General features: G+C 52.5%; 14 protein-coding genes. 2 read left to right on the top strand and 12 right to left on the bottom strand.

Annotated features, from left to right (window positions below):
- Positions 1 to 49 precede the first annotated feature (49 nt).
- The 5 genes from NST26_RS22150 to NST26_RS22170 form a co-directional block, all read right to left on the bottom strand.
- The gene (locus NST26_RS22150) at positions 50 to 1,690 is read right to left on the bottom strand and encodes a sugar ABC transporter substrate-binding protein (protein ID WP_340951326.1); all 1,641 of its coding nucleotides are present in this window, start codon (positions 1,688 to 1,690) and stop codon (positions 50 to 52) included.
- Positions 1,691 to 1,723: 33 nt separating this feature from the next.
- Positions 1,724 to 2,611 (bottom strand): carbohydrate ABC transporter permease, encoded by an 888-nt coding sequence (locus NST26_RS22155; RefSeq protein WP_036731709.1) that lies wholly within the window; start codon positions 2,609 to 2,611, stop codon positions 1,724 to 1,726.
- A gap of 13 nt (positions 2,612 to 2,624) precedes the next feature.
- The gene (locus NST26_RS22160) at positions 2,625 to 3,620 is read right to left on the bottom strand and encodes an ABC transporter permease (protein WP_051478573.1); all 996 of its coding nucleotides are present in this window, start codon (positions 3,618 to 3,620) and stop codon (positions 2,625 to 2,627) included.
- A 125-nt stretch (positions 3,621 to 3,745) separates the two neighbouring features.
- Complete coding sequence (locus NST26_RS22165) at positions 3,746 to 4,765, bottom strand: LacI family DNA-binding transcriptional regulator (protein ID WP_036731707.1); 1,020 nt, start codon at positions 4,763 to 4,765, stop codon at positions 3,746 to 3,748.
- A gap of 294 nt (positions 4,766 to 5,059) precedes the next feature.
- Positions 5,060 to 5,815: a YheC/YheD family protein gene (locus NST26_RS22170; RefSeq protein ID WP_340951323.1), complete on the bottom strand. Its 756-nt coding sequence runs from the start codon at positions 5,813 to 5,815 to the stop codon at positions 5,060 to 5,062.
- Positions 5,816 to 6,032: 217 nt separating this feature from the next.
- On the opposite strand from NST26_RS22170, the gene NST26_RS22175 reads away from it, so the two are divergent.
- Together NST26_RS22175 and NST26_RS22180 are read left to right on the top strand one after the other, a co-directional pair.
- A complete protein-coding gene (locus NST26_RS22175) occupies positions 6,033 to 6,848 on the top strand; it encodes a DUF6492 family protein (RefSeq protein WP_076081203.1) in 816 nt (271 codons plus the stop codon).
- A gap of 16 nt (positions 6,849 to 6,864) precedes the next feature.
- Positions 6,865 to 8,190 (top strand): sugar phosphate nucleotidyltransferase, encoded by a 1,326-nt coding sequence (locus tag NST26_RS22180; protein WP_340958018.1) that lies wholly within the window; start codon positions 6,865 to 6,867, stop codon positions 8,188 to 8,190.
- A 167-nt stretch (positions 8,191 to 8,357) separates the two neighbouring features.
- On the opposite strand, the gene NST26_RS22185 is transcribed toward NST26_RS22180, so the two are convergent.
- The 7 genes from NST26_RS22185 to NST26_RS22215 form a co-directional block, all read right to left on the bottom strand.
- Positions 8,358 to 11,849, bottom strand: coding sequence for a sugar-binding domain-containing protein (locus NST26_RS22185; protein ID WP_340951320.1), 3,492 nt, complete (start codon positions 11,847 to 11,849; stop codon positions 8,358 to 8,360).
- Positions 11,850 to 11,873: 24 nt separating this feature from the next.
- Positions 11,874 to 12,752 carry a carbohydrate ABC transporter permease gene (locus tag NST26_RS22190; protein ID WP_339249689.1) on the bottom strand — a complete coding sequence of 293 codons (879 nt, stop codon included), beginning with the start codon at positions 12,750 to 12,752 and terminating at the stop codon, positions 11,874 to 11,876.
- 12 nt (positions 12,753 to 12,764) lie between these two features.
- The gene (locus NST26_RS22195) at positions 12,765 to 13,673 is read right to left on the bottom strand and encodes an ABC transporter permease (protein ID WP_036731695.1); all 909 of its coding nucleotides are present in this window, start codon (positions 13,671 to 13,673) and stop codon (positions 12,765 to 12,767) included.
- 84 nt (positions 13,674 to 13,757) lie between these two features.
- Positions 13,758 to 15,368 (bottom strand): extracellular solute-binding protein, encoded by a 1,611-nt coding sequence (locus tag NST26_RS22200; RefSeq protein WP_340951317.1) that lies wholly within the window; start codon positions 15,366 to 15,368, stop codon positions 13,758 to 13,760.
- Positions 15,369 to 15,541: 173 nt separating this feature from the next.
- Positions 15,542 to 17,830 (bottom strand): AraC family transcriptional regulator, encoded by a 2,289-nt coding sequence (locus NST26_RS22205; RefSeq protein WP_340951315.1) that lies wholly within the window; start codon positions 17,828 to 17,830, stop codon positions 15,542 to 15,544.
- A 298-nt stretch (positions 17,831 to 18,128) separates the two neighbouring features.
- Entirely contained in the window at positions 18,129 to 18,923 is a 795-nt protein-coding gene (locus NST26_RS22210; RefSeq protein WP_036731687.1) for a Nif3-like dinuclear metal center hexameric protein, read from the bottom strand.
- A 32-nt stretch (positions 18,924 to 18,955) separates the two neighbouring features.
- Positions 18,956 to 21,040 carry an alpha-glucuronidase family glycosyl hydrolase gene (locus NST26_RS22215; RefSeq protein WP_340951311.1) on the bottom strand — a complete coding sequence of 695 codons (2,085 nt, stop codon included), beginning with the start codon at positions 21,038 to 21,040 and terminating at the stop codon, positions 18,956 to 18,958.
- Positions 21,041 to 21,127: the final 87 nt, after the last annotated feature.

Genomic DNA, 21,127 nt, shown 5'->3' on the forward strand with positions numbered 1-21,127 from the left:
CATCTTCTTATATAAAAGGGCCCAAAACGGGCCCTCCCTTGCGCCTTGACTACTTAATGCCCAGCTTGGCCTTATTGGCCTTCATCTTCTCGCTGCGGACCTCTACGATTTTGCTCCAGTTGTTCTTGTCCAGGAAGGTCTTATGCTCCGCCAGAATGCTGTCAAAGGTTGCCTCATCCTTGGCCCGGATCATGCTGACCAGCGTGGTGTTCCAGTTCGTATTAATGGCCGTCTGGCCGCGGGCCTCCGCCGTCCCCTGATCGGGGTTAATATTCTCCAGGATGAAATGCGGCTTCAGCTTGCCTTTACCCCATTCCTGCATCTGCTTGATCGACTCGGGGAAGGCGTCCTTGCTCAGCGCTTTGTGGCGGTCATGTCCGAAGAACATGAATTCGCCCATTCGGTAGTCCTTCTTGAACTTATCCGCATTATTAAGCTGCAGGTCCTTCACTTCCGGCAGCAGCTCAACCGTACCGTCGGGATTGGATTTATAAGTTACACCTTCAATCCCGTAGTTCATCAGCTTCTGTCCTTCTTCGCTCAGCAGATACGTGAAAATCTGAATCGCTTTGGCCGGGTCCTTGCAATTCTTGGTGATGTAATTAATCATCCAGCCGGTAATCCCGGATTGATTGAGGGTCGGCTGATGCCCTACGGTGCTCTGCGGCCCGTCAACAGCCATATACTCCTTGCCGGGATTGGCACTCATGAAAATCTGCAAATTGCCGCCCTGCTGTGGAGTACCGTCAAGCAGCATGGCCGCATATTTGCCGGACTTCACCTTTTCCTCAAAGCCGGTTCCGTCATCTGCGAAGCTGTCATCACTGATCGCCCCGTCCCGGTACACGGCATTCAGCGTCCGCAGCCAGGTCAGATAATCCTCATCCAGATTGCGGTTGTAGAACTTGCCGTCCTCCGTCTCCAGCGGAACGCCGATGAAATCCTGCAGCGCATCCCCGAGCGAACCGGTCCCTTCCCCGATAGCATTGAACCCGAAGGGAATCATATCCGGGAATTTGCTCTTAATCTCATTCATTGTCTTCTGGAAGGCCTCCGGGGTCCCGAAGTCAGGGCTGCCCAGCGCTTCATACACATCCTTGCGGATGACAAAAGCCGTCTTCGCCGGAATATTACCGCTGTCATAATCCGCCTGTGTATTGGAATAGTTCGGATAACCGTAGGTTTTGCCGTCCTTCAGCTGAAACCAGTTCAGCGTGTCGGCAGCGGCCACCTTGTTGAAATACGGGTCATACTTCTCCGCCAGCTCATTGAGCGGAAGCGCCCAGGTGGAGGCCTTTTGCACAACCGGGGAATTGGAGTCGAAGATCGTCAGCAGATCCGGCATATCGCCGCCCGCGAAGAACGTATTCAGCTTCGTATCGTCCCCGGTAATGAACTTGATGTTGATGTTCAGATCCTCTTTGATCTTCTTGGTGACTACATCCTTGCCGAAGTCCGTATTCCACCAGTCTGCGTTCACATACCAGGTTAAGTCCGTAGTCTCGCTCTTCTTATCCAGCTGCCAGGCCGGAGTCTCCGGGTCTACCGTATACCGGTTGTCCAGGGACACCTCAACCGCCTTGGTGGAGCCGCCGCCCGAGCTGCAGCCTGCCGCCACCAGCATAGCCGCCATCAGGAGCAGCGCGGATTTTAGCGTTTTTGTGCCGAGAACCTTAGTCATCTTGATCATCTTCTTGACCTCCTATAACGTAGTGAATCTCTTCTACTCCTTGACTGCCCCCAGCATCATGCCCGAGATGAAGTACCGCTGAAGAATGGGATACATCGCAACAATCGGCAGTGTGGTAATGACGATGGTGGCCAGCTGAACTCCTTTGGTGGTGGTCTCAATGACGACGGAGCCTCCGATATTCTGCATGGACTGGGTCTGCGACTGCACAATAATCTCATACAGCTTCATCTGCAGCGGGTAGAGCGCCTGATCAGTAATGTACAGCTTCGTGGTCATGAAGTCGTTCCATTGTCCCACCCCATTGAACAGGGCGATGGTGGCCATCGCGGGCATGGACAGCGGAATGAAGATTTTGAGGAAAATATGCCAGTCGCCTGCGCCGTCAATCTTGGCCGACTCCTCCAGCGAATCCGGCACGTTCCGGAAAAAGTTCATCAGAATCACCACATCGTAATAACTGAATAATGCGGGGATAATGTAGACCCAGAAGCTGTTCAGCAGCCCGAGCGATTTGATAAGCAGATACGTCGGAATCATTCCGCCGGAGAAAAACATCGTGATGACGCCCATCGCCACATACAGCTTGCGGCCGCGGATGTATCTTTTGCTGAGACCGTAGCCGATCATTGCGCAAAAGAACACGTGGGTGATCACCCCGAGAAACGTCTTGGCGACCGAGACAATGAAGGATTGACCGATCGTGCTGTCATTGAAGACCGCCCGGTAATTCTCCAGCGAGAATTCTTTGGACCAGAAGATGAATCCGCCCTCGGCAAGCGCCCTGCCCGAACTAAGGGAGGAGATAATTACGTTCCATAGGGGAACGAGGATAATAACCATGAAGCAGACCAACAGCACCTTATTCACCGCATCAAAGATCCGGCTGTCGAGATCTTCCCGTATGACCTTCCGATTCACTCTAACGCCCCCTCTACAACACGGATTGATTATCGTTCAATTTACTGGTGACCTTGTTGGCCATAAGCAGCAGGATTACCGACACAATGGAGACACCGAGGCCGACAGCCGTAGCATAAGAGAAATCGCCCTGCGTCATCCCCATGCGGTAGACGTAAGAGTTGATAACCTCTGCTTTCTCCCGGTTCTGCGAGTTCATCAAGACCAGCGTCTGATCCAGATTCGAGCCGAGTAGGCCGCTTACCGTCAAAATCAGATTCAGGCTGATGATCGCCTTCATGTTCGGAAGGGTGATATTCCAGATCTGACGCAGCCGGCCGGCTCCATCAATCCGGGCCGCTTCGTAGTAGGTGGGGTCAATCTTGGCCATAATCGCCAGATACAGAATGGTGCCCCAGCCGGCTTCCTTCCAGATATCGGACAACGTGGCAATCCACCAGTACTTGCCTGCATCCAGCAGGATGTTGGAAGGCTTCGAGATCAGCCCGAGATTCAGCAGCAGCTCATTGAACAGCCCCGAGGTGGAGAACCAGGTGATCAGCATCCCGCCCAGGACGATCCACGACAGGAAATGCGGCAGATAGGAGATCGTTTGGACGAATTTTTTGAAGCGGCCCATGTTCAGCTCGTAGATCATAATGGCGAGGATAATCGGAATGATGAACCCGATCCCAAGCTTCAGGAAGCTGATGCCCAGCGTATTGATGACAGCATCCCAGAAATATTCGTCTGACAGAATAATTCTGAAGTTGTCCAGACCCACCCAGGGTGCCGTGGACAAGGTATCAATGACCGTGTAATTCTTGAAGGCAATCGTCAGCCCGTAGATCGGTATGTAGCAGAAAATAATCATGAAAATAATGCCCGGCAGCACCATCGACTGAATCTCCCACTGCCTCTTGTAATCGGTTACAAATTCATTGATCCGCTGCCCCATGGGCTTCTTGGCGGACGGCGGAATCGCTGGCGGGATGGAAGCTGATGTTGCAGACGCTGATGTTTTATTCATGTTCTTGTCCCCCTCTCCATTTAGATATCCAGTTGGTGCTCACATTGGTGCTCAAAGCAATAAAAACGTTTTTATTTTGGCGCAAAAAATCCCCCTCCTGTAAAATCAGTTTCACCCGCTGCCCTCTATCTGCGGTCCTTCCGCTCCAGCTTCACATGACTTGAGCCTCTTACGACCAGCTCGCCCTGCAGCTTCTGTGCTGCGCCCTGCTCCTTGTCTTGAATCATGCGGACCAGATGATCGATCGCCAGCATGCCCTGTCTTGCAATCTGATTCCTTACCGTCGTGAGCGGCGGCGAATAATAAGGAGCGATATCAATATCATCGAAGCCCATCACACTGACATCCTGCGGCACTTCATACCCATAGCTCTTGAGCGCTTGAATACAGCCCATGGCACTGATATCGTTGCCGGCCAGGAAGGCGTCGGGGACTCTCGCGGGATGCAGGCGGAGGTAAGACTTCACGGCATTATAGGTGCTGTCCTCCTCAAAATACCCCTGAAGGATAAACTCCTCCTCCACCGGAAGCTGGTATTCACGCAGCGCGGCCAGATAGCCTTCCTTCCGCTGCACACTGTCGAACATCGTATCCACGCCGGAGATATAGGCAATCCGCTTATGCCCCAGGCTGATCAAATACTTCGTAGCCTCATAGCCTGATTCATAGGAATCAAAGATAATGCTGCCCATCCCTTCATCCTCCAGCACCCGGTCCAGAAACACCGCCTTGATCTTGTCTTTCTTCATAGCGGCAATGTCCTGCTCGTCGATGCCCAGCTCCTCATAGATAATGACACCATCCACCCGCCGTCCGAGGATATTGCTCATAATGACTTGTTTGTCCTTGGTGACGAATACATTCAGGCCATAGCCCAGCCGGTCGCACTGACGGGACATGGATTCAACCAGCTTGTAGAAGTATGGACCGGATACACTTGTTGTGAAAAAACCCAGCATCTTCGTGGTACCCGATTTCAGCAGCTTACCGTTCAGATTCGGCACGTAATTCAGGCGCTGGGCCACCTTCAGAATATGCGCTTTGGTCTCCGGGCTCAGCACATCCACATCATTCAGGGCGTTGGAGACCGTCGAGATGGAGACCCCGGCTTCCCGTGCGACATCTTTGATCGTTATCTTAGCCATATCAATGTTCCTTTTTGATAAAAACGTTTTTATTGACTCTAAAGTAACATGAAACCGCTTTAAATACAACACTTTTTCTCATGAGCTATATTCAGCCGCCTTTTCTGCTCATTATTGCCCGCCGGACGCAAGCATAAGCTGGTTCAGCATACAATAACTTCTATGTATTTGAATTTATCTTATTTTACTATAAGACAGCGGGATTTAGCTATGCCGGAGTAAGATTACACATCACAGCCTTATGCCGAAGAAAGGCCTTGCACAGCTTGGCAGGCCTTCCTTTGGCATATCGTATTATTTGGTCAAGCCCAAACGCCGGTACTTCATTACTCTGCGGTACATGGATTTATCCTTCAGCTGATTAAAAATGTAGGGATCGGGATTCATATTCACTTCAATGATCCACGGCTTCAGTGAGTGGTCTAGTCCGACATCTACACCGAATTGCCGGTGGTGCGGATAAGTCTTTTTCAGTTGCCGCGCTATGCGTGTGCCCAGCCGGTTCATTTCCCCCTTAAGCTGCACAAGCTGCTGCGCAGACAGATGGGTGGAGAGCAAATGCTCCACTGCGGTCGGTTTGCCGCCGCTGTGGTAATTGGTCACAATTTTGCGCGGATGCCCCAGCCGCCCGATAATCCCCGTAGCTTCCCATACGCCCTTGGGACTGAGCTGCACCATCACCCGGATATCGAAACGGCGCCCGTGATGCTTCAGCAGGTGGATACCTTTTTGCAGCAGATAGCTCCTCTTCCCGATTCTTGTCGCCAGACTGTGATGAAAAGCCTCAAACGTAGCGAAACGGCGCACGGTCTCCTCATACTGATACATATATCCCTGCCGGTCCTTCCGCTCCGCGCGGATCACACCCATGCCATACGTTCCCCGTTCCGGCTTGATATAGATCATTCCATAGCTGTGCATCATCTGCTCCAGATTACGCCTGTTAAATCTCCGGGTATCGGGGATGAACCCCTTAATGGTCTCGTTCTTAAGCAGCAGTTGTGTCTTATACCATTTGCTCAGTCCTGAATGAATTGGTTTGGCTGTCACTTATGCACTCTCCTGTCCGGGCTGGGAGCCAACGCTCCGTTTTAACATTAAATTACATATTCACTGCATCCTATGCCGCCGGAGGTGCCGTGGAATATATCATTTGCCCCGTATAGAAAGATTAACTTGTGCGGGATAATTGCCCTCTCCATAGCAGCTCAGCAGGCATACGCTAGTGAAGACGATCAAATGTCAATATATGTATGGAGATGAATCTATGTCCCTTGCTGCTGTAAGTGTAACCTCAAGCGCTCCACCGATCGACGTCCTGATTCCTGCTATCGAAAAGGATCTCGCCACCCTACCTTATGTTATTGATAGTCTTCGCCGTTATGTCCAGCATTCTATCAGCAATATCTACATTGTCTCGCCGGAGAATAGTAGAATCAGACAACTGTGCTCCCGGAAAGCTTGCGTCTTTGTCAATGAAACCACCGTCCTCCCATTCACTAAAAAAGCGATCCGCTATTCCTCTTCCCGCTGGAACCGGTCAGGCTGGCTGTATCAGCAGCTGCTCAAGATGAACGGGGATCAGGTGTGCCGTGAGAAGTATTTCCTGGTCATTGATGCAGATACGGTGCTCATCCGTCCCCATCGCTTCCGTGCCGGCGGGAAAAGCATCTTCTATTGCCGCAACTGGAGCCAGCCGGAGTATTTCCGCACCTACCGCAAGCTGCTCGGTGCCCCTGCGCCTTCACCCAAGTCGTTCGTGACCCACTACATGCTGTTTGATTCCGCAAAGCTGGCCAGTCTCAAACGAAAAATTGCAGCCCGCCACGGCATGTCCTGGCACGCGGCTATTCTGCACTCGATCAACAAGAAGCGGCAGTTCGGCTTCTCCGAATTCGAGACTTATGCCAACTACGTGTACAGCGCAAACCGCACCTCTGTGCTGCTCAAGAATGCCAATAATAAAGCGCTAAAGACCCCGGCGGGCTCGCTGACTGAGGCGCAAATCCGGAAGTACGCCGGGTCTTACCGTTCGCTCTCCTTCCATCAGCGCAAGGGATACTCCACTCCGGGCAAGCCTTAAGGAGGCAAGAAACGTGATGCATACTATTCTTCTGTGCGGCGGCTCCGGCCAGCGGCTGTGGCCTCTGTCCGGCAGCATCCGCTCCAAGATGTTCCTGCAGCTGCTGCCTGCACCGGGCGGGGGCACAGAATCCATGATCGGGCGGGTATGCCGTCAGCTCAGTCAGGCCGGACTGGATAAATCCCTGTTGCTCGTGGCCCATCAGGAGCAGGCAGCCCTCACGCAGCGGTATACCGGAAGCAATTATCCGGTAATCGGAGAGCCGTGCAAGCGCGGCACCTTTACTGCTGCCGCGTTCGGCGCGCTGCACTTGCTTGCCACCGGCAAGGCACAGCCGGAGGACATCATCTGTATCGCTCCGGCCGACATGTATGCGGATGATGATTTCTTCCGCCAGTTCCATCGATTCCAGGTACTTCTGGCCGATTCTGGGGCCGAACTCCTCCTGCTTGGAACGAGGCCTTCATATCCCTCAGAGCAATACGGCTATATCGTCCCGGCACAGGAGGACGATGGCGGGTATGCTCCGGTACTATCTTTTGCAGAGAAGCCGGATAAAGTTAAAGCCCTGGAGTTGATGCAGGAGAAGGCTTTATGGAATTGCGGGGTATTCGCTTCGCGGCTGAGCTTCCTGCTGGAGCATCTGGAGAGGCTGGGGCTGCCCGTGGAATTCGCAGCATTAACCGCACTGTATCCAGAGCTCCCGGTCCGCAGCTTCGACAAGGAAGTGGCAGAACGCAGCACTAAGGCTGTTGTCTTACGGCATGATGGGGAATGGTCCGACCTGGGAAGCTGGGATACACTGACGGCCCGGCTGCCATCACAGGTCATTGGAGTAGGCGGGCTATGGGGAGAATGCGGAGACAGTCACCTTATTAACGAGCTGGAGGTGCCGCTGCATGTCATTGGGGTCTCCGGTATAGTCGCCATAGCCGGTCCCGAAGGCATCCTGATCGCAGATAAGAAGGACGCTAACACCATCAAGGATATTCTGGCGGAGAATTCAGTAACGGAGCCGAGGTATGGTGAAACGGGCTGGGGCAGCTATACCGTGCTGGACCGGGAATCAGACGGCTCCCGGATTGTCCTTACGGCAATGCTTACCCTGCTGCCGGGCCATAGCATACCTGAGATGACCTGTGAGCATTGTGCCAAGTCCTGGATGATTGTGTCCGGCCACGGAGAGGTACGGGTGGATGGGTGCGCAGCCGAAGCAGCGGCAGGCGGGATCTATACAATAGCCCGGGGGCAACAGCATACGCTCAGAGCTTTCAGTGCAATGAAGCTGATCGAGGTACGGACTGTCGAAGGAGGAGACGACGGGCGGGTGTACGGCTGCTGATATGAAGCCCCAGGGCTTCTTCGCAGATCCCGCCGCCACAGGCAAAAGGAATATCGCAAACGCCAGAATAGCTGGCCGTTTACGATATCCCTTATTAGTGGTGAAGGCTGTTGCCCACTATGTTAGGAGCAGGAGTTCTGCGGACGGATCACTGTATTGCGCAGATTCTAGACGGACGGCGGCAGGAACTGGAACCATTTGAAGTCAAACCGGCTGCCCGGCAGGAACAGGAAGGTAACCGTCCCGCTGCCGCTGACCGGCGGCTCCAGGGTGAATTCACGCTCAATGTAGCTGCCGCTTCCGGCGAATTCTATCAGTTGCTTCGTTTCGCCGCCGGAACCGCTGAACAGGATCTGCAGTGTATTGTTCGCAAGCGCTGAGCGTCCGCAGATTACCACCCGTGAGCCTTCCGCTCCGCCGAAGTCCATTCCGGCAAATATAAGCGACACATTGTTGCCGATTCCCTCGACGGCATCTTCAGTTAGGGTGAAGGTATCCCCGTAGACCGCAGTGTTGGCCAGGGCATTCAGACGCTCGAACGCCTTAGGCTTACGGACAAAGTAGAAGCCCTTCAAATGAATCTTCTTGCGCAGCACGAAGGACAGAGAGGTGATACCCGTCAGCCGTCTGGGAAGCGTATAACGTTCTTCCTGATATACATTCCAGCGGGATGGCTTCTGGTAAGTCATGGTGGTGAGCCGCTCGGCACCAGGCTGCCCGGGCACGCCTTCCCATATCTCAATCGGGAATTCCTGATCATCAAGCGAGAAGATTGGCAGAATAATCTCATCAGCCCCATACTCCCCGAAGTCAATCCGTTCGAAGCAGATCCGGCTCTCCCCTTTGCGGGCAGTGGCAACACCCCGTTCATTGCCGTTGGTCAGATTCCGGCTGTGGCTGCTGCTGAACCCGGAGGAGACAAATTCATACGGATTCAGATAAGCTTGACCAAAGCCTGTCAGCCTGAATTCCATTTGTGAATAGAGCCGTATTCCGTCAGCGCCATTGGCTGTTCCGCAGCGGATATATACATCTCCGTCACCGAGAGCCGTAATGACCGCCTCATGCCCATCCGTCTCCATGGCAGCAATATTGGCATCAATCCCGGCAGCGTTCGTAAGCCGCCACTCGACATCCTGCCAGGAGGCACCCTGTGGATGAAGCTTGACGCGGACCGGAAGCGACGGCTGCTCCGGTGTCAGAACATTGCCTTCGGGACAGATAATCTCCAGCTTGCGGACCGGGATCTCTCCATCCCGTCCACTCTCCGGATATCCGGATGCCGCATCTGCCTCCAGCGGATTGTGCGCATACAGATACAGCTCATCCCCGGCAGCCGTTCCCGGTGCCGGCAGCACCGATTGCAGCGTAAGCTCGGCGGAAGCTAGTCCCTCCGAAGCTGCCCGCAGCGTAATTGTTCCAGCCTCCAGTGTACCGGCAATCACTGCCAGCAGCTTACCGCTGAACAACCGGCGGCTGACGCCTTTGTAGGAATCATAGTCCGTGCTGTCCCCGTTATCCAGACCGATCAGCCGTCCGGGGCCTTCAATACGGAGACGGACCCGGTTATTGGCATTCGCTACCGGACGCCCCTCCTGATCCAGGGTGCTGATCGTTACAAAGATAAGATCCGTACCGTCTGCCGTAATTATCTGTTTGTCGGGAGTAAGGACAATCGACGCTGCATCTCCGAAAGAGGAAATCTGATCTGTGGCAATAACCTCCCCCTGCTCATCATAAGCTACAGCCCGCAGAACACCTTCCGCATAAGGCAGCTGCCATTCACCAAGCAGCTTATGCCCGTGAACATGATCAATCTCCACAATGCCCTGCGGGATTTCATTCATGAACAGCTCGATGCGCGGAGCATTGGAGCAGACACGCACATCAATCAGCTGACCCTGAGAGAAGTCCCAGTACGGGAAGATATGAACCATCGGATGTGTACGGTAATCCGTCCATTCCGCCTGATAAATATAATAGGAGTCTTTAGGGAAGCCTGCGGTATCCAGCTGCCCGAAATACGAATTCTTAGTGTGATACGGGGTAGGCTCCCCGATATAGTCAAAGCCGGTCCAGAGAAACTGCCCCAGCGAGAAGGCGGCATCCCGGTCTGCGGTGATGCAGGCCTCCGTGCTCTTGGCTCCCCAGCTGGTAGAGCTGTTCCCGAGGGAGGAGCACTGCTGGTCATCATCGGCCAGCACGGACTGGGCCAGCGGGAAATGGTAGACTCCCCGGCTCTGTACGGTCGAGCAGGTCTCGCTGCCGTAGATGATCCAGTCCGGATGCTCACGGTGATGCTGCTCATAATATTTCTCCGCATAATTGTAGCCCGCCACCTTAACGATATCGGCGCATTTCTGCGCATTCTCCCAGGGCATATAGTTCGAGCCGATGGTGACGAACGCATTGCGCCGCGGATCATGGATCAGCACCTCAGCCTGCAGCTCGCGGGTAAGCTCCTGGCCCCGGCTGTCCGCATGGGTATCATAAATCTCGTTGCCGATGCTCCACATCAGCAGGCTTGGACGGTTCCGGTCACGCCGCACCCAGCTGGCCACATCGCGCTTCCACCACTGCGGGTAGAAGCGTGCGTAATCATAAGGCGTTTTGCTGCGCTCCCACATGTCGAAGGCTTCTGATACGATCAGCAGCCCCATTTCATCGGCCATCTCCATGAGCTCTGTCGCCGGCATATTATGCGCGGTACGGATGGCGTTAACCCCCATTTCCTGCAGCAGGACGAGCTGGCGGCGCAGCGCCGCCTTGTTCACAGCAGCCCCCAGAGCGCCCAGGTCGTGATGCTGGCAGACTCCGTTTATTTTGACATGACGGCCGTTGAGGAAGAGGCCCTTGTCACTGTCCAGCTCCAGGGTCCGGAAGCCGAACCTCTCCTTCTCCACTTCAATCACTTCATCCTCAGCCAGCAGTTCGGTTTGCAGAGTGTAGAGATGGGGACTGGAAATATCCCATAGCAAGGGCTGGTCAACAGTCAGGCGGCTCAGGCAGTGTACGGTCCTCCCGGCCTGCATAGGCACCTCCGTGATGTGCCCGGTAATTACCGCTCCTTGCGCATCCAGAATGCTGTGCCGCAGCTTCAGCTTCGTTCCCTGTGCCGCAGCTTCGTCTGCGATACGCAGCTCCACATCGACATCCACCGTCCAGGTATCACCTTCCGCTGCTCTGGCTGCAATATAGATCCCGTCAGCGGCAATATGCGTCTTCGGTGTCGTCTTCAGCCAGACCGGACGGTAGATTCCAGCCCCGGAGTACCAGCGGGAATTGGGAGATTCGTGGATCACACGCATATATATTTCATTCTCTCCCTCTATCAGGTACGGGGTAATATCGAATTCAAAGGTAGAATATCCGTATTTCCACTCCCCCGCCTCCTGCCCGTTCACGTATAATGTGGAGTTCATATACACTCCTTCAAAACGCAGGGAAACGAGCTCATGGGCAGGCACTTTATCGAACTTAAGGCTGGTGCGGTACCAGCCCTCTCCGTTCTCATAGAGATTATGAGTATCATAGATCAGCCAGTCATGCGGCAGCGTAACCGGCATCCATTCCTTATCTGCGGCTACCTTGGCGAGCTCCGAATAAAGCGGTTGCTTGCTGAATTGCCACCCCTTGCTGAGTTTCCTTTTTAGACTCATTGCTGCACTTCCCCCTTAATAGTCCTACCCCTTTAATGCCCCTACCATCACGCCTTTAACAAAATACTTCTGCAGGAACGGATACAGCACCAGGATTGGGGCTGTACTCACGATAATTGCTGCATACTTCAGCGTCTCGGTCACATCCCGGCTATGGAGCAGTGTTGTGGTGCCCAGCATGCTGGCATTATCGTTCTCAAGAATGATATTTCTGACCACAAGCTGGATCGGGAACAGGCTCTGGTCCCGCAGGAAGATCATCGCGTTAAACCAACTGTTCCAGTGGCCTACGCCATAATACAGGATCAGCACAGCGACAACTGGCATAGACAGCGGAATGAAGATGCGGAACAGGATCGTGAAGTGACCTGCACCGTCCAGGAAAGCGGACTCCTCCAGCTCCCTCGGAATCGCCATGAAATAAGTGCGCATGATGATTAGGTTAAACGTACTAACTGCCGTAGGCAGAATCAGCGCCCAGAGGCTGTCGAGCAGGCCATAGGATTTCACGATCAGATAGAAAGGCACCAGTCCCCCTTGGAAAAACATGGTGAATACAATGAAAAACATGATCGGCTTTTGCAGCATGACCCCTTCCCGTGACAGGAAATAAGCGCCCAGGGAGGTAAGCGTCATGTTAATGCCAAGTCCCACCACCAGGATGAACAGTGTATTTTTGAAGCCGGTCAGAATGACTGGGTTGTTAAGCACCGCCTTGTAAGCTGCCAGCGAGAAGCCTTGCGGCCAGAGCAGAATGCCATCGAAGGAGATCAGGCGGTTCCCGTCACTTAACGAGGAGAACAAAATATACAGCATAGGATAAAGTGTCAGAATAATCATAAGCACCATAATAATCGAATTGCAAATATCAAAGATTCGTTCACCGAGCGATGCTTTAATCATAGTTGTCCCCCCTTACCAAAGACTGTTTTTACTTGCACGTTTACTGAAAGAGTTAGCGAGCAGCAGAATGGTGAAATTGATGACGGAGTTGAACAGACCTACCGCCGCACTGTAGCTGTAGCTGAATTCCAGAATCCCTTTACGGTAAACAAAAGTGGATATGACATCAGCCGTCTCGTAAATACTGGCGCTGTATAACAGAATGATTTTCTCAAATCCGACATTCATAATATTTCCGAGTGCCAGGATCAGCATAATCATAATCGTAGGCAGAATGCCGGGCAGGGTAACGTGGCGGATCTGTTGAACCTTGGTCGCTCCGTCGATTTTGGCAGCCTCATACTGCTGCTGGTCAATGCCGGTGATGGCTGCCAGATAGATGATTGTTCCCCAGCCGATTTGCTGCCAGATCTCACTGATTATGTAGATGGGGCGGAAGGACTCGGGCTGTTGCAGAAATGAGATCCGGGTGCCGCCAAAATAGGCAATGACATCGTTAATCAAACCATCCGATAAGGTGAAGTAGCGCACAATTCCCGCCACAACTACTAGTGTAATAAAATGCGGCATGTAGGTAATAGTCTGAGTGATCCGGCGGAAAAGCGGGCTTTTCAATTCATTTAGCAGCAAGGCCAGAATGATCGGTGCCGGAAATCCGATGAGCAGATTGAAGAAGCTTAACAGAACGGTGTTCTTAATTACGCGGAAAAAGTAAATACTCGAAAAAAAAGCTTCAAAGTGCTTGAACCCCACCCATTCACTGCCCCATATTCCTTGGGAAGGCACAAATTGCTTGAAGGCAATAATCGTTCCGTAAAGCGGAACATAGTGGAACAAAACATAATACAGGATGACAGGCAGCATCATCAGATACAGCCATTTATTGCGCAGTAAGTCTTTTCCCAGTCTGGTTTTCAGCATATTTCCCTCTCCTTTGCTGCAATGTTTAACGCAGGGACTGCCCGTATCTGTTCTCTGTAGCAGCCCCTGCCGTTATAAGTTTAGTTAGCGGTTCAAATAACGTTCGTAGGCCGCTTGTTGAATTTCCAGTGCGCGCTCGATGCCCAGATCCTTCATTTGCTGAACAGCTTGATCGTATTTATCAACAGATTCGGTACCCAGGATGATCTTAATCTCCGTTTCTTTCACAAAGGCGTTGATATCGTTCATAATACTGCTCATTTCATCCGCTTCTTCGGCAGTTGGTGTTACCGGAGGAAGCAGGTGGCTCTCATGATTGGTCTGTTTCCAAATGCCGATGGATTCAGTAGTTGCCGGATATTTCGCCGGCAGGTTGTTGTCCTGCTGAATCATCGGGAAGTTGGTACCGTGAGAATATTTGGACATGACCTGATCACTGCCGAGGCCCTCCGGATTCTTAACTACAAGATCGGTATATACGGGCTTTCCGTCTTTGAGCGTGTAAGTAGTGCCTTCAACCCCATAGGTATTCAGCATTCTGCCTTCTTCGGTAAAAGCGTAATCCAGCCAGCGCATGGCAGCTTCGACATTCTTGGTGGTGGCAGAGATGGCCGCCGAGCTTGTCCCCGCATAGGCATTATCCAGCTGTCCGAACTCCGGAAGTCCACCTTTGACAGCAGACGGGTATGGAGCGGCTACGAAGTCAGCCTTCGGATCAGTTTGCTGTACGGCTGAATTATATTTCTCAATATAGTACTGCCAGCCAATCGTTGCACCGCTTACATTTGAAGTCATTTTTTTATCGACTGTAGCTGCATCAATAGAGGCGAAATCCTTGTCGATCAGCCCTTCTTTGTACCACTGGCTCATCGTAGTCAGGTAATCCTTGTAGCCCGGCTCCAGATAGCCGTACACTACTTTTCCATCATTGACATAGAAGTTCCCCATCACGCCGAAGGCTCCGGCGAATCCGCCTGTTCGTTCACCCAAAAACATCGTGCGAAAGGTTACAGGGGAGGCAGCATTCTTTTTCTCTTTAAAAGCAGTCAATACGGTGTGCCACTCTTCAATCGTTTCCGGGATGCTGAGATTCAGCTCTTTCAGCCAATCCTGACGGATAATCGGCCCGCCATAGACACGTCCGGCTTCCGAGCGGATGAACGGGAAGGCATAGTAGGTGCCGTCATCCGTTTTGATCATTTTGTCAATTTCCGGGTGCTCCTGGAGGGTCTTTTTCAGGTTAGGCGCGTATTGCTCAATCAGATCATTAAGCTTCAGAATATATCCCTGCTCTACAGCCTTGTCAGGACCGCCCGGATATTGCAGCCATGTATTCAGGAAGATATCCGGCAGTTCACCTGATGCCAGCAGCAGACTGAACTTCTGATCAGTCATGGGTGTTCCGCCCAGCTGTTTGATGATGATTCCTGTGCGTTTCTCGTATTCGTCATCGACCGGCAGACGTTCCGGCGTGCCTCCCAGCTGTTCGTTCATATAAGTCAGCTCTATTCCGCCCGTCATCGGATAAGTGAAATCTGCAGCGGCTTCATTTGAAGCAGGGGCGTTCCCTGCAGATGTGTTTGGAGCGCTCTCATTGTTCACATTCCTGGAACTGCTGCAGCCTGAAGCCAGCAATGTGAGACCTAACAAAACGACAACCGGTTTGTGAAGCTTGTTCGTTCCAAATAATTTCATCGCTAATTCGACCTCCGTTATATGTTTAGTTAACGACTTGATGCCTCTACAATGTAAGCTGAATCTTGTATACAAACAATATTCAAAATGCGGAATCCATTGTTAAAAACGCAAAAGAGGATAGAATCAGCCTGCTTCTATCCTCCTGTAGAGAAATTGGGTATCCGGTTTGTTTATTGCAGAGTTTTGAACCTCCCAGGTGTGATGCCTTCATATTTTTTGAATACCCGGATGAACGCACTGCTGCTGGAGAAGCCCACACGGGAAGAAACCTCCTCAATGGTGACTCCTTCCTGAAGCAATTTTTTGGCCTCGGCAGTACGAACCTGACTGATGTAATCATGCAGCCCCTGACCCGTCTGTTCCTTGAACAACCGGGACACATATTGCGGAGTGATGCCGAAGTTGGCACCAATCATGGACACACTAAGATTGATATCCGCATAATGATTCTGCACATAGGCAGATACCTCGTCTCCGATTCCCGAATTTGAGACCAGTGCAAGCTTCTCCGTGGCTTTGCTGCAAGCCATTTGGATCAGCTCTGTCAGCTCATGACGAAAATCTGCGCGGGTGGAGCAGGCCAAGAGCCTTTTCATCGGACGCCATTCCTCCCATAGCTTCGAGCGCTTCGTTTCATGCGGGACAGCCTTCATAATGGAGCTGGTTAAATCAATCATGGCATATCTCACAAGCTCTATGGACGCCTGGGAACCGAAGAAGCGGGCCAGAATCTCATCTGCCATCACCGCAGCCTTCTCAAATTCACCGCTTTTGACCAGATTAATAAATACAACTTCATCATTGATTGTCAGATAATAATCCGTCTCCTGTGGTTCAATATCCCCATACCAGATTGATATATTCTCTTCCAGCACCAGCCGGTATTCCTGAGCCTCCAACGCCTGCAGATATCCCTGATGCAACCTGCCCATCCCATGAAGCAGCCCGCTGCCAGCCATCGCAATCTGCAGACCGTATTTCTGCTGAATGAAATCCAGGGTTTGGCCCAGCGCCTCTTCAATATCCTCCTTCCAGTTGCCGGAGCGGCCGGTGTTAATATTCATCACCGCCGCCAGCATACCGTCCATTTCGGTGAAGCTCAGGCCGTGATTCGGACCTGTGAAATCCATAATGATATTGGACACGATGAAATTGGAAAGGCTTGTCGACGGACTGCCTTCTCCGTTGGCCTGAATGTAGAATAGAAGTACCGCAAAATCCTCCGAATCCCACTGGAAGTGATGGACTCTCGCCGCTTCCTCCAGTGATAATCCATCTTCCACCTGCCCTTTGAGCAGCCTTGATAAGTAGTAGGTCTGCAACACACGCAGCTGCCTGAATTGCTGGCTGTTAATGTCATCCCTCTCCCGAATAGTAGCCAAGGCGCTCTCCCGGATGAATGAGAATTCATCCAGCACCCGCTGTGTCTGCTCATCTGTGGAGGGAGAGAACATATTAACCAGCTCGCGGACAGGATTATAATTCTTGCGGGCAAAGTAGGAGATGACCACCGTCCCGATCAAAAAGCTGATAAATAGTCCCAGCAGGTTCAAATTGCGGATATGCCGCGCTTTTTCCCAAAATACGCTTGAAGGAAACACACTGATATATTTCCACTTGGTGTTATCGGAATCGATGAAGGATACCATATTCTCCGTACCGGCGATATCCTGGAACGAAGTGCCTGCTGTCTCATCCCCAGCCCGGGCGTCCGGCACAGCTAGCTGCGGAGCAGCTTCGTTATTCTGAAATAAAATCTGATTATGATCATCGGCAATGTAGACCTCGCCGTTATTCACCCAGTCCACATTCTGCAGCATGCTCTGAATCTTGCTGCCGTTCAGCGGCAGAACCAGCATCCCCTTTAGTCCATTGTCAGCAACGCTGCTGGTGAACGGCTTCATCATTACAACCTTATTCTCCCAGCGCCTAAATTTGATAAACGGCATAGGGGCCTCGCTAATGTCACTCTCACCGTTCAGCTGCGCCAGCCATTCTTCATAGGTCAAGCCGATCATCGTGCTGTTCATCGCATAAAAGTCTTCACTGTCTGTATACGTCTCATCCGTCAGCACCCTGTCCAGACTGCTAGAATACAGATAGATTCCATCAATGAAATCATTGGCGGATTTGTACTTGCTCAGTTCCTGCCGGGTTTGATAGATCTGAAAGGCCCCTGCTCCCTCAGTCTCAGGTGTAAGTGTTAAGTATTTATTCACACTGCTATGAATGGATAATTGCATGGCCAGCTTCTCAGCCTGATTAATCTCGCTGTCTACTGTATTCTGCATCTGCTTAAGCATGGCGCTGCCTGCACGTTCAATCTCATACTCAACAATCTGTTTTGTCTGCAGATAGATGATAGCGCTAACAATAAGCGGGATAAGCATGATCACAGAATAGGAGACGATCCATTTAAAGGCTATACTCTTACTGAACCTAAAGCGCTTGTAATTCATCTGCTGTGCTCCCTTACTGTTGCTTATCTGGATTCTGGATGGATCGGACTTCACCTTCGTTACTTTGCCTTTTTTGTGAAGTTTTCAAGTTCACCTCATATAGAATTCCACTATATGATAGTTGAGCCCGGCGGGCAATCCGCAATATGAAACACATCGACAATTTGTAAACAAGACCGCTGTAGTGCGCAATCCGGCCGAACAATCCAGTTGAACACTAAAAACCCCTTTGCCGGCAGAAGACCTGAAGGGACAGCCATTGTCCCTTGGTCTTACACCTTCAAAGAGGTTTCTCCAGTTATACAATCTGAAATACGGGCTGCTCCTGAATGTAATGCACCGGCACATCCGGGAACTGCCGGGCCAGCCGCGCCGCCAGCAGCTTCATTCCCGGCGCTTCGCTCTCGGCATGGCCGAGCATGATGAGTGCCCTGTCCTTGCCCTGCCGGACCGCATCGCGGATATACTCAGGCACCTCCCATTCGGGCCCTTCACCGGCGATGACCAGATCAAGCGACTCCTGCTCATACATCGGGATGACCGAATGGCCATTCCCCCGGTAACCGACCAGTACCCCCACTCTGGAGCAGGTGGCGGAGAGGTTCCCGGCAACGCGGACATAAGGGATATTCAACTTCTGCTTCAGATACTCTGCAACCCCGGAAACGGTCATCTCAGGAATGGAGAGGATCGACACCTCGGGCAGATGCCGCTCCACATAGGCTTCCCATTCCAGCTCCTGCAGCAGTCCTTCCACGATCCCGTCCAGCGCATAGCGGTGTATCGTGTCATGGAAGCGGTAGATGCCTACCCCGCTGCTTGAAATCAGTGCAGACTTCTCCTGGTAGACGGAATCCTGCTCCAGCGCGCTACCGTGACCTTGGTGGCTATAAAATACACCTTCATGCGTGATCACCAGGTTGGCGCCAAGCCGGGCCGCCTGCTCCACTACATATTGTGAAGCGGCGAAGGCAGTCACGATTCCCTGCACTTCTGTTCCCGCAGCGTCCGGCTCAAGCTTATCCACCGTATTCACGGGCAGCTGTATCCCTGCGGCTAAATGCTCCATCACATCACTGAACGTCAGTGCCATGAGATCTTCTCCTCCTTGTTGTTACCTATAACTTAATAGATAGTCCGTCCCAATGCATCTGCAATCCCGCTCTTGCGGAAGAAATACGTATTAATCTGGTCGCGCCATTCCTTGGCATGAGCCGCCTGCCCCTTAAGGCGTTCCTCCACCTGAGTGTACAGGCCTTCTGCGATGCTGCCCTTCAGTCCGCCCCATGCGTCCAGCAGCCCCTCGGCACGCTCTGCACCTTCGAAATGCGTATCGTAAATATGCTGGATCACGGTTTTGCCGGAATGCAGCACATGAGTGTACGGCACATGATGGAAGAACAGCAGCAGCTCATCCGGGCATTCCTCCAGGGAATCATAACGTACGGCGTTGCTGCCCATATACTGGGCGCTGTACCCTGTGCCTGTCGCCACGGTCCGGTCTACCCCGATGCCCTGATGATCGGCATAGTGGTAGGTGCCCCACATTGAATATTCATAGCCGTCCACATTCGGGCCGTAGTGATGCTCGGGATTGATCATCCAGCCTACGCCAAGCGGCGATGTATAAGACTCATAGATCTCCCAGGAGTCCAGCAAAATCCGGCTGATCACTCCGGCAACCGCTGTGTCCGTGCCGAATGTCAAGGCGATCCATTCGGCCGCAATCTCCACCGCACTCAGCTCAGGATTCCAGGCCAGCCGGCCGAAGCCGTAGAGATTCGCCTGAGCCAGCAGATGGCCGGTCCAGTTCTTGTCATTGCCCACATTGGATACCGCCGCAATCCCGCTCAGGCGGTTGCCCCACAGCGATCCGTCAACGATCCGCTTAACAGGGGCCGGACCGCCCTTGGCCTGCGTATCGAATTCCATAATCTCCTTCCACTGCGGAACGAGATAGCAGACATGGCGCTGCTGTCCGGTATATTCCTGGGCAATCTGGAATTCAATCACATGGTTCGTCCGTTCCAGGGCACCGAAGAGCGGAGATACCGGCTCTCTGACCTGGAAATCCATCGGGCCGTTCTTGATCTGCAGAATGACGTTATCATGGAACTGGCCGTCCAGCGGCTTGAAATGATCATAAGCCGCTCTGGCCCGGTCCGTCTTGCGGTCACGCCAGTCCTGCTTGCAGTTGTATACAAAGCAGCGCCAAATAACAATACCGCCGTAAGGCTCCAGGGCTTCCGCCAGCATGTTGGCCCCGTCTGCATGGTTCCGTCCGTAAGTGAACGGGCCGGGACGGTTCTCCGAATCGGCCTTGACCACGAAGCCGCCGAAATCGGGAATAGCAGCATAGATGTCGGCTGCTCTCGACTTCCACCATTCCCGCACCCCTGCATCCAGCGGATCTGCCGTACCCACTTCCCCTTCATGCATAGGTCCGGCAAAGTTCACGCACAGGAACAGCCGGATGCCATAGATGCGGAAGATATCCGCGATTCGCGCCACCTCCGGCAGATAAGTAGAGATAAACAGCGTCTCCAGCGCATGAACGTTCACGTTGTTGATCGCTATAGCGTTAATGCCGGCGGTAGACATCAGCCGCGCATAGTCTGTAATTCTGTCCATATCCTTCGTGAACTGGTTATTCTCATACAGGAAGGATCTGCCGGAATAGCCGCGCTCCACACTGCCGTCGAAATTATCCCAGTGATTGATCATCCGCAGCGAATTCACAGGATTCACTATTTCATCCAGATTCTCAATGTCCTTGCCGCTGGCAATCAGGCGCAAGAGATGGAAGACGCCGTATAACACACCTGCCTGGGAGGAAGCCCCTACAGCGATGCATTTAAGGGACTGGCTGGTTCGGATGGCGAACCCTTCTGCTCCTACAGCTTGGACGGTCTTGTCCTCGAACAAGCCCTGGATCAGCGGATGATCACCCGTGAAGGTGCCGAAGGCCACACCGAAATCTTCCGGCTGCGGCTTGGAGACAGCCTCAAGGTCCAATAGCGAGGCAATGCCTCTTGTCCATTCCTGAAGTGCAGCCTGGATGGTCTCCCCGCCTTCTGTAACGGATACTGCTCCGCACCATTTCGCATATTGCTTATATAGGGGGCCTTGTTGAAGCTTAGGATAGCTTAACCACGCATTGTATCCGCTGTCATATTGTGCAGCATACTCATTCCCGGATTGTTGTCTCATGTCCATATCTCCTCTGCATACATCTTGTATACTAGATTTCATTCAGGTTCATCCTACCACGCAGCCGCAGCCCCGGAACATTGTCAA

It is taken from the genome of Paenibacillus sp. FSL R7-0128 (assembly GCF_038002245.1).
GTDB lineage: Bacteria > Bacillota > Bacilli > Paenibacillales > Paenibacillaceae > Paenibacillus_AQ > Paenibacillus_AQ silagei.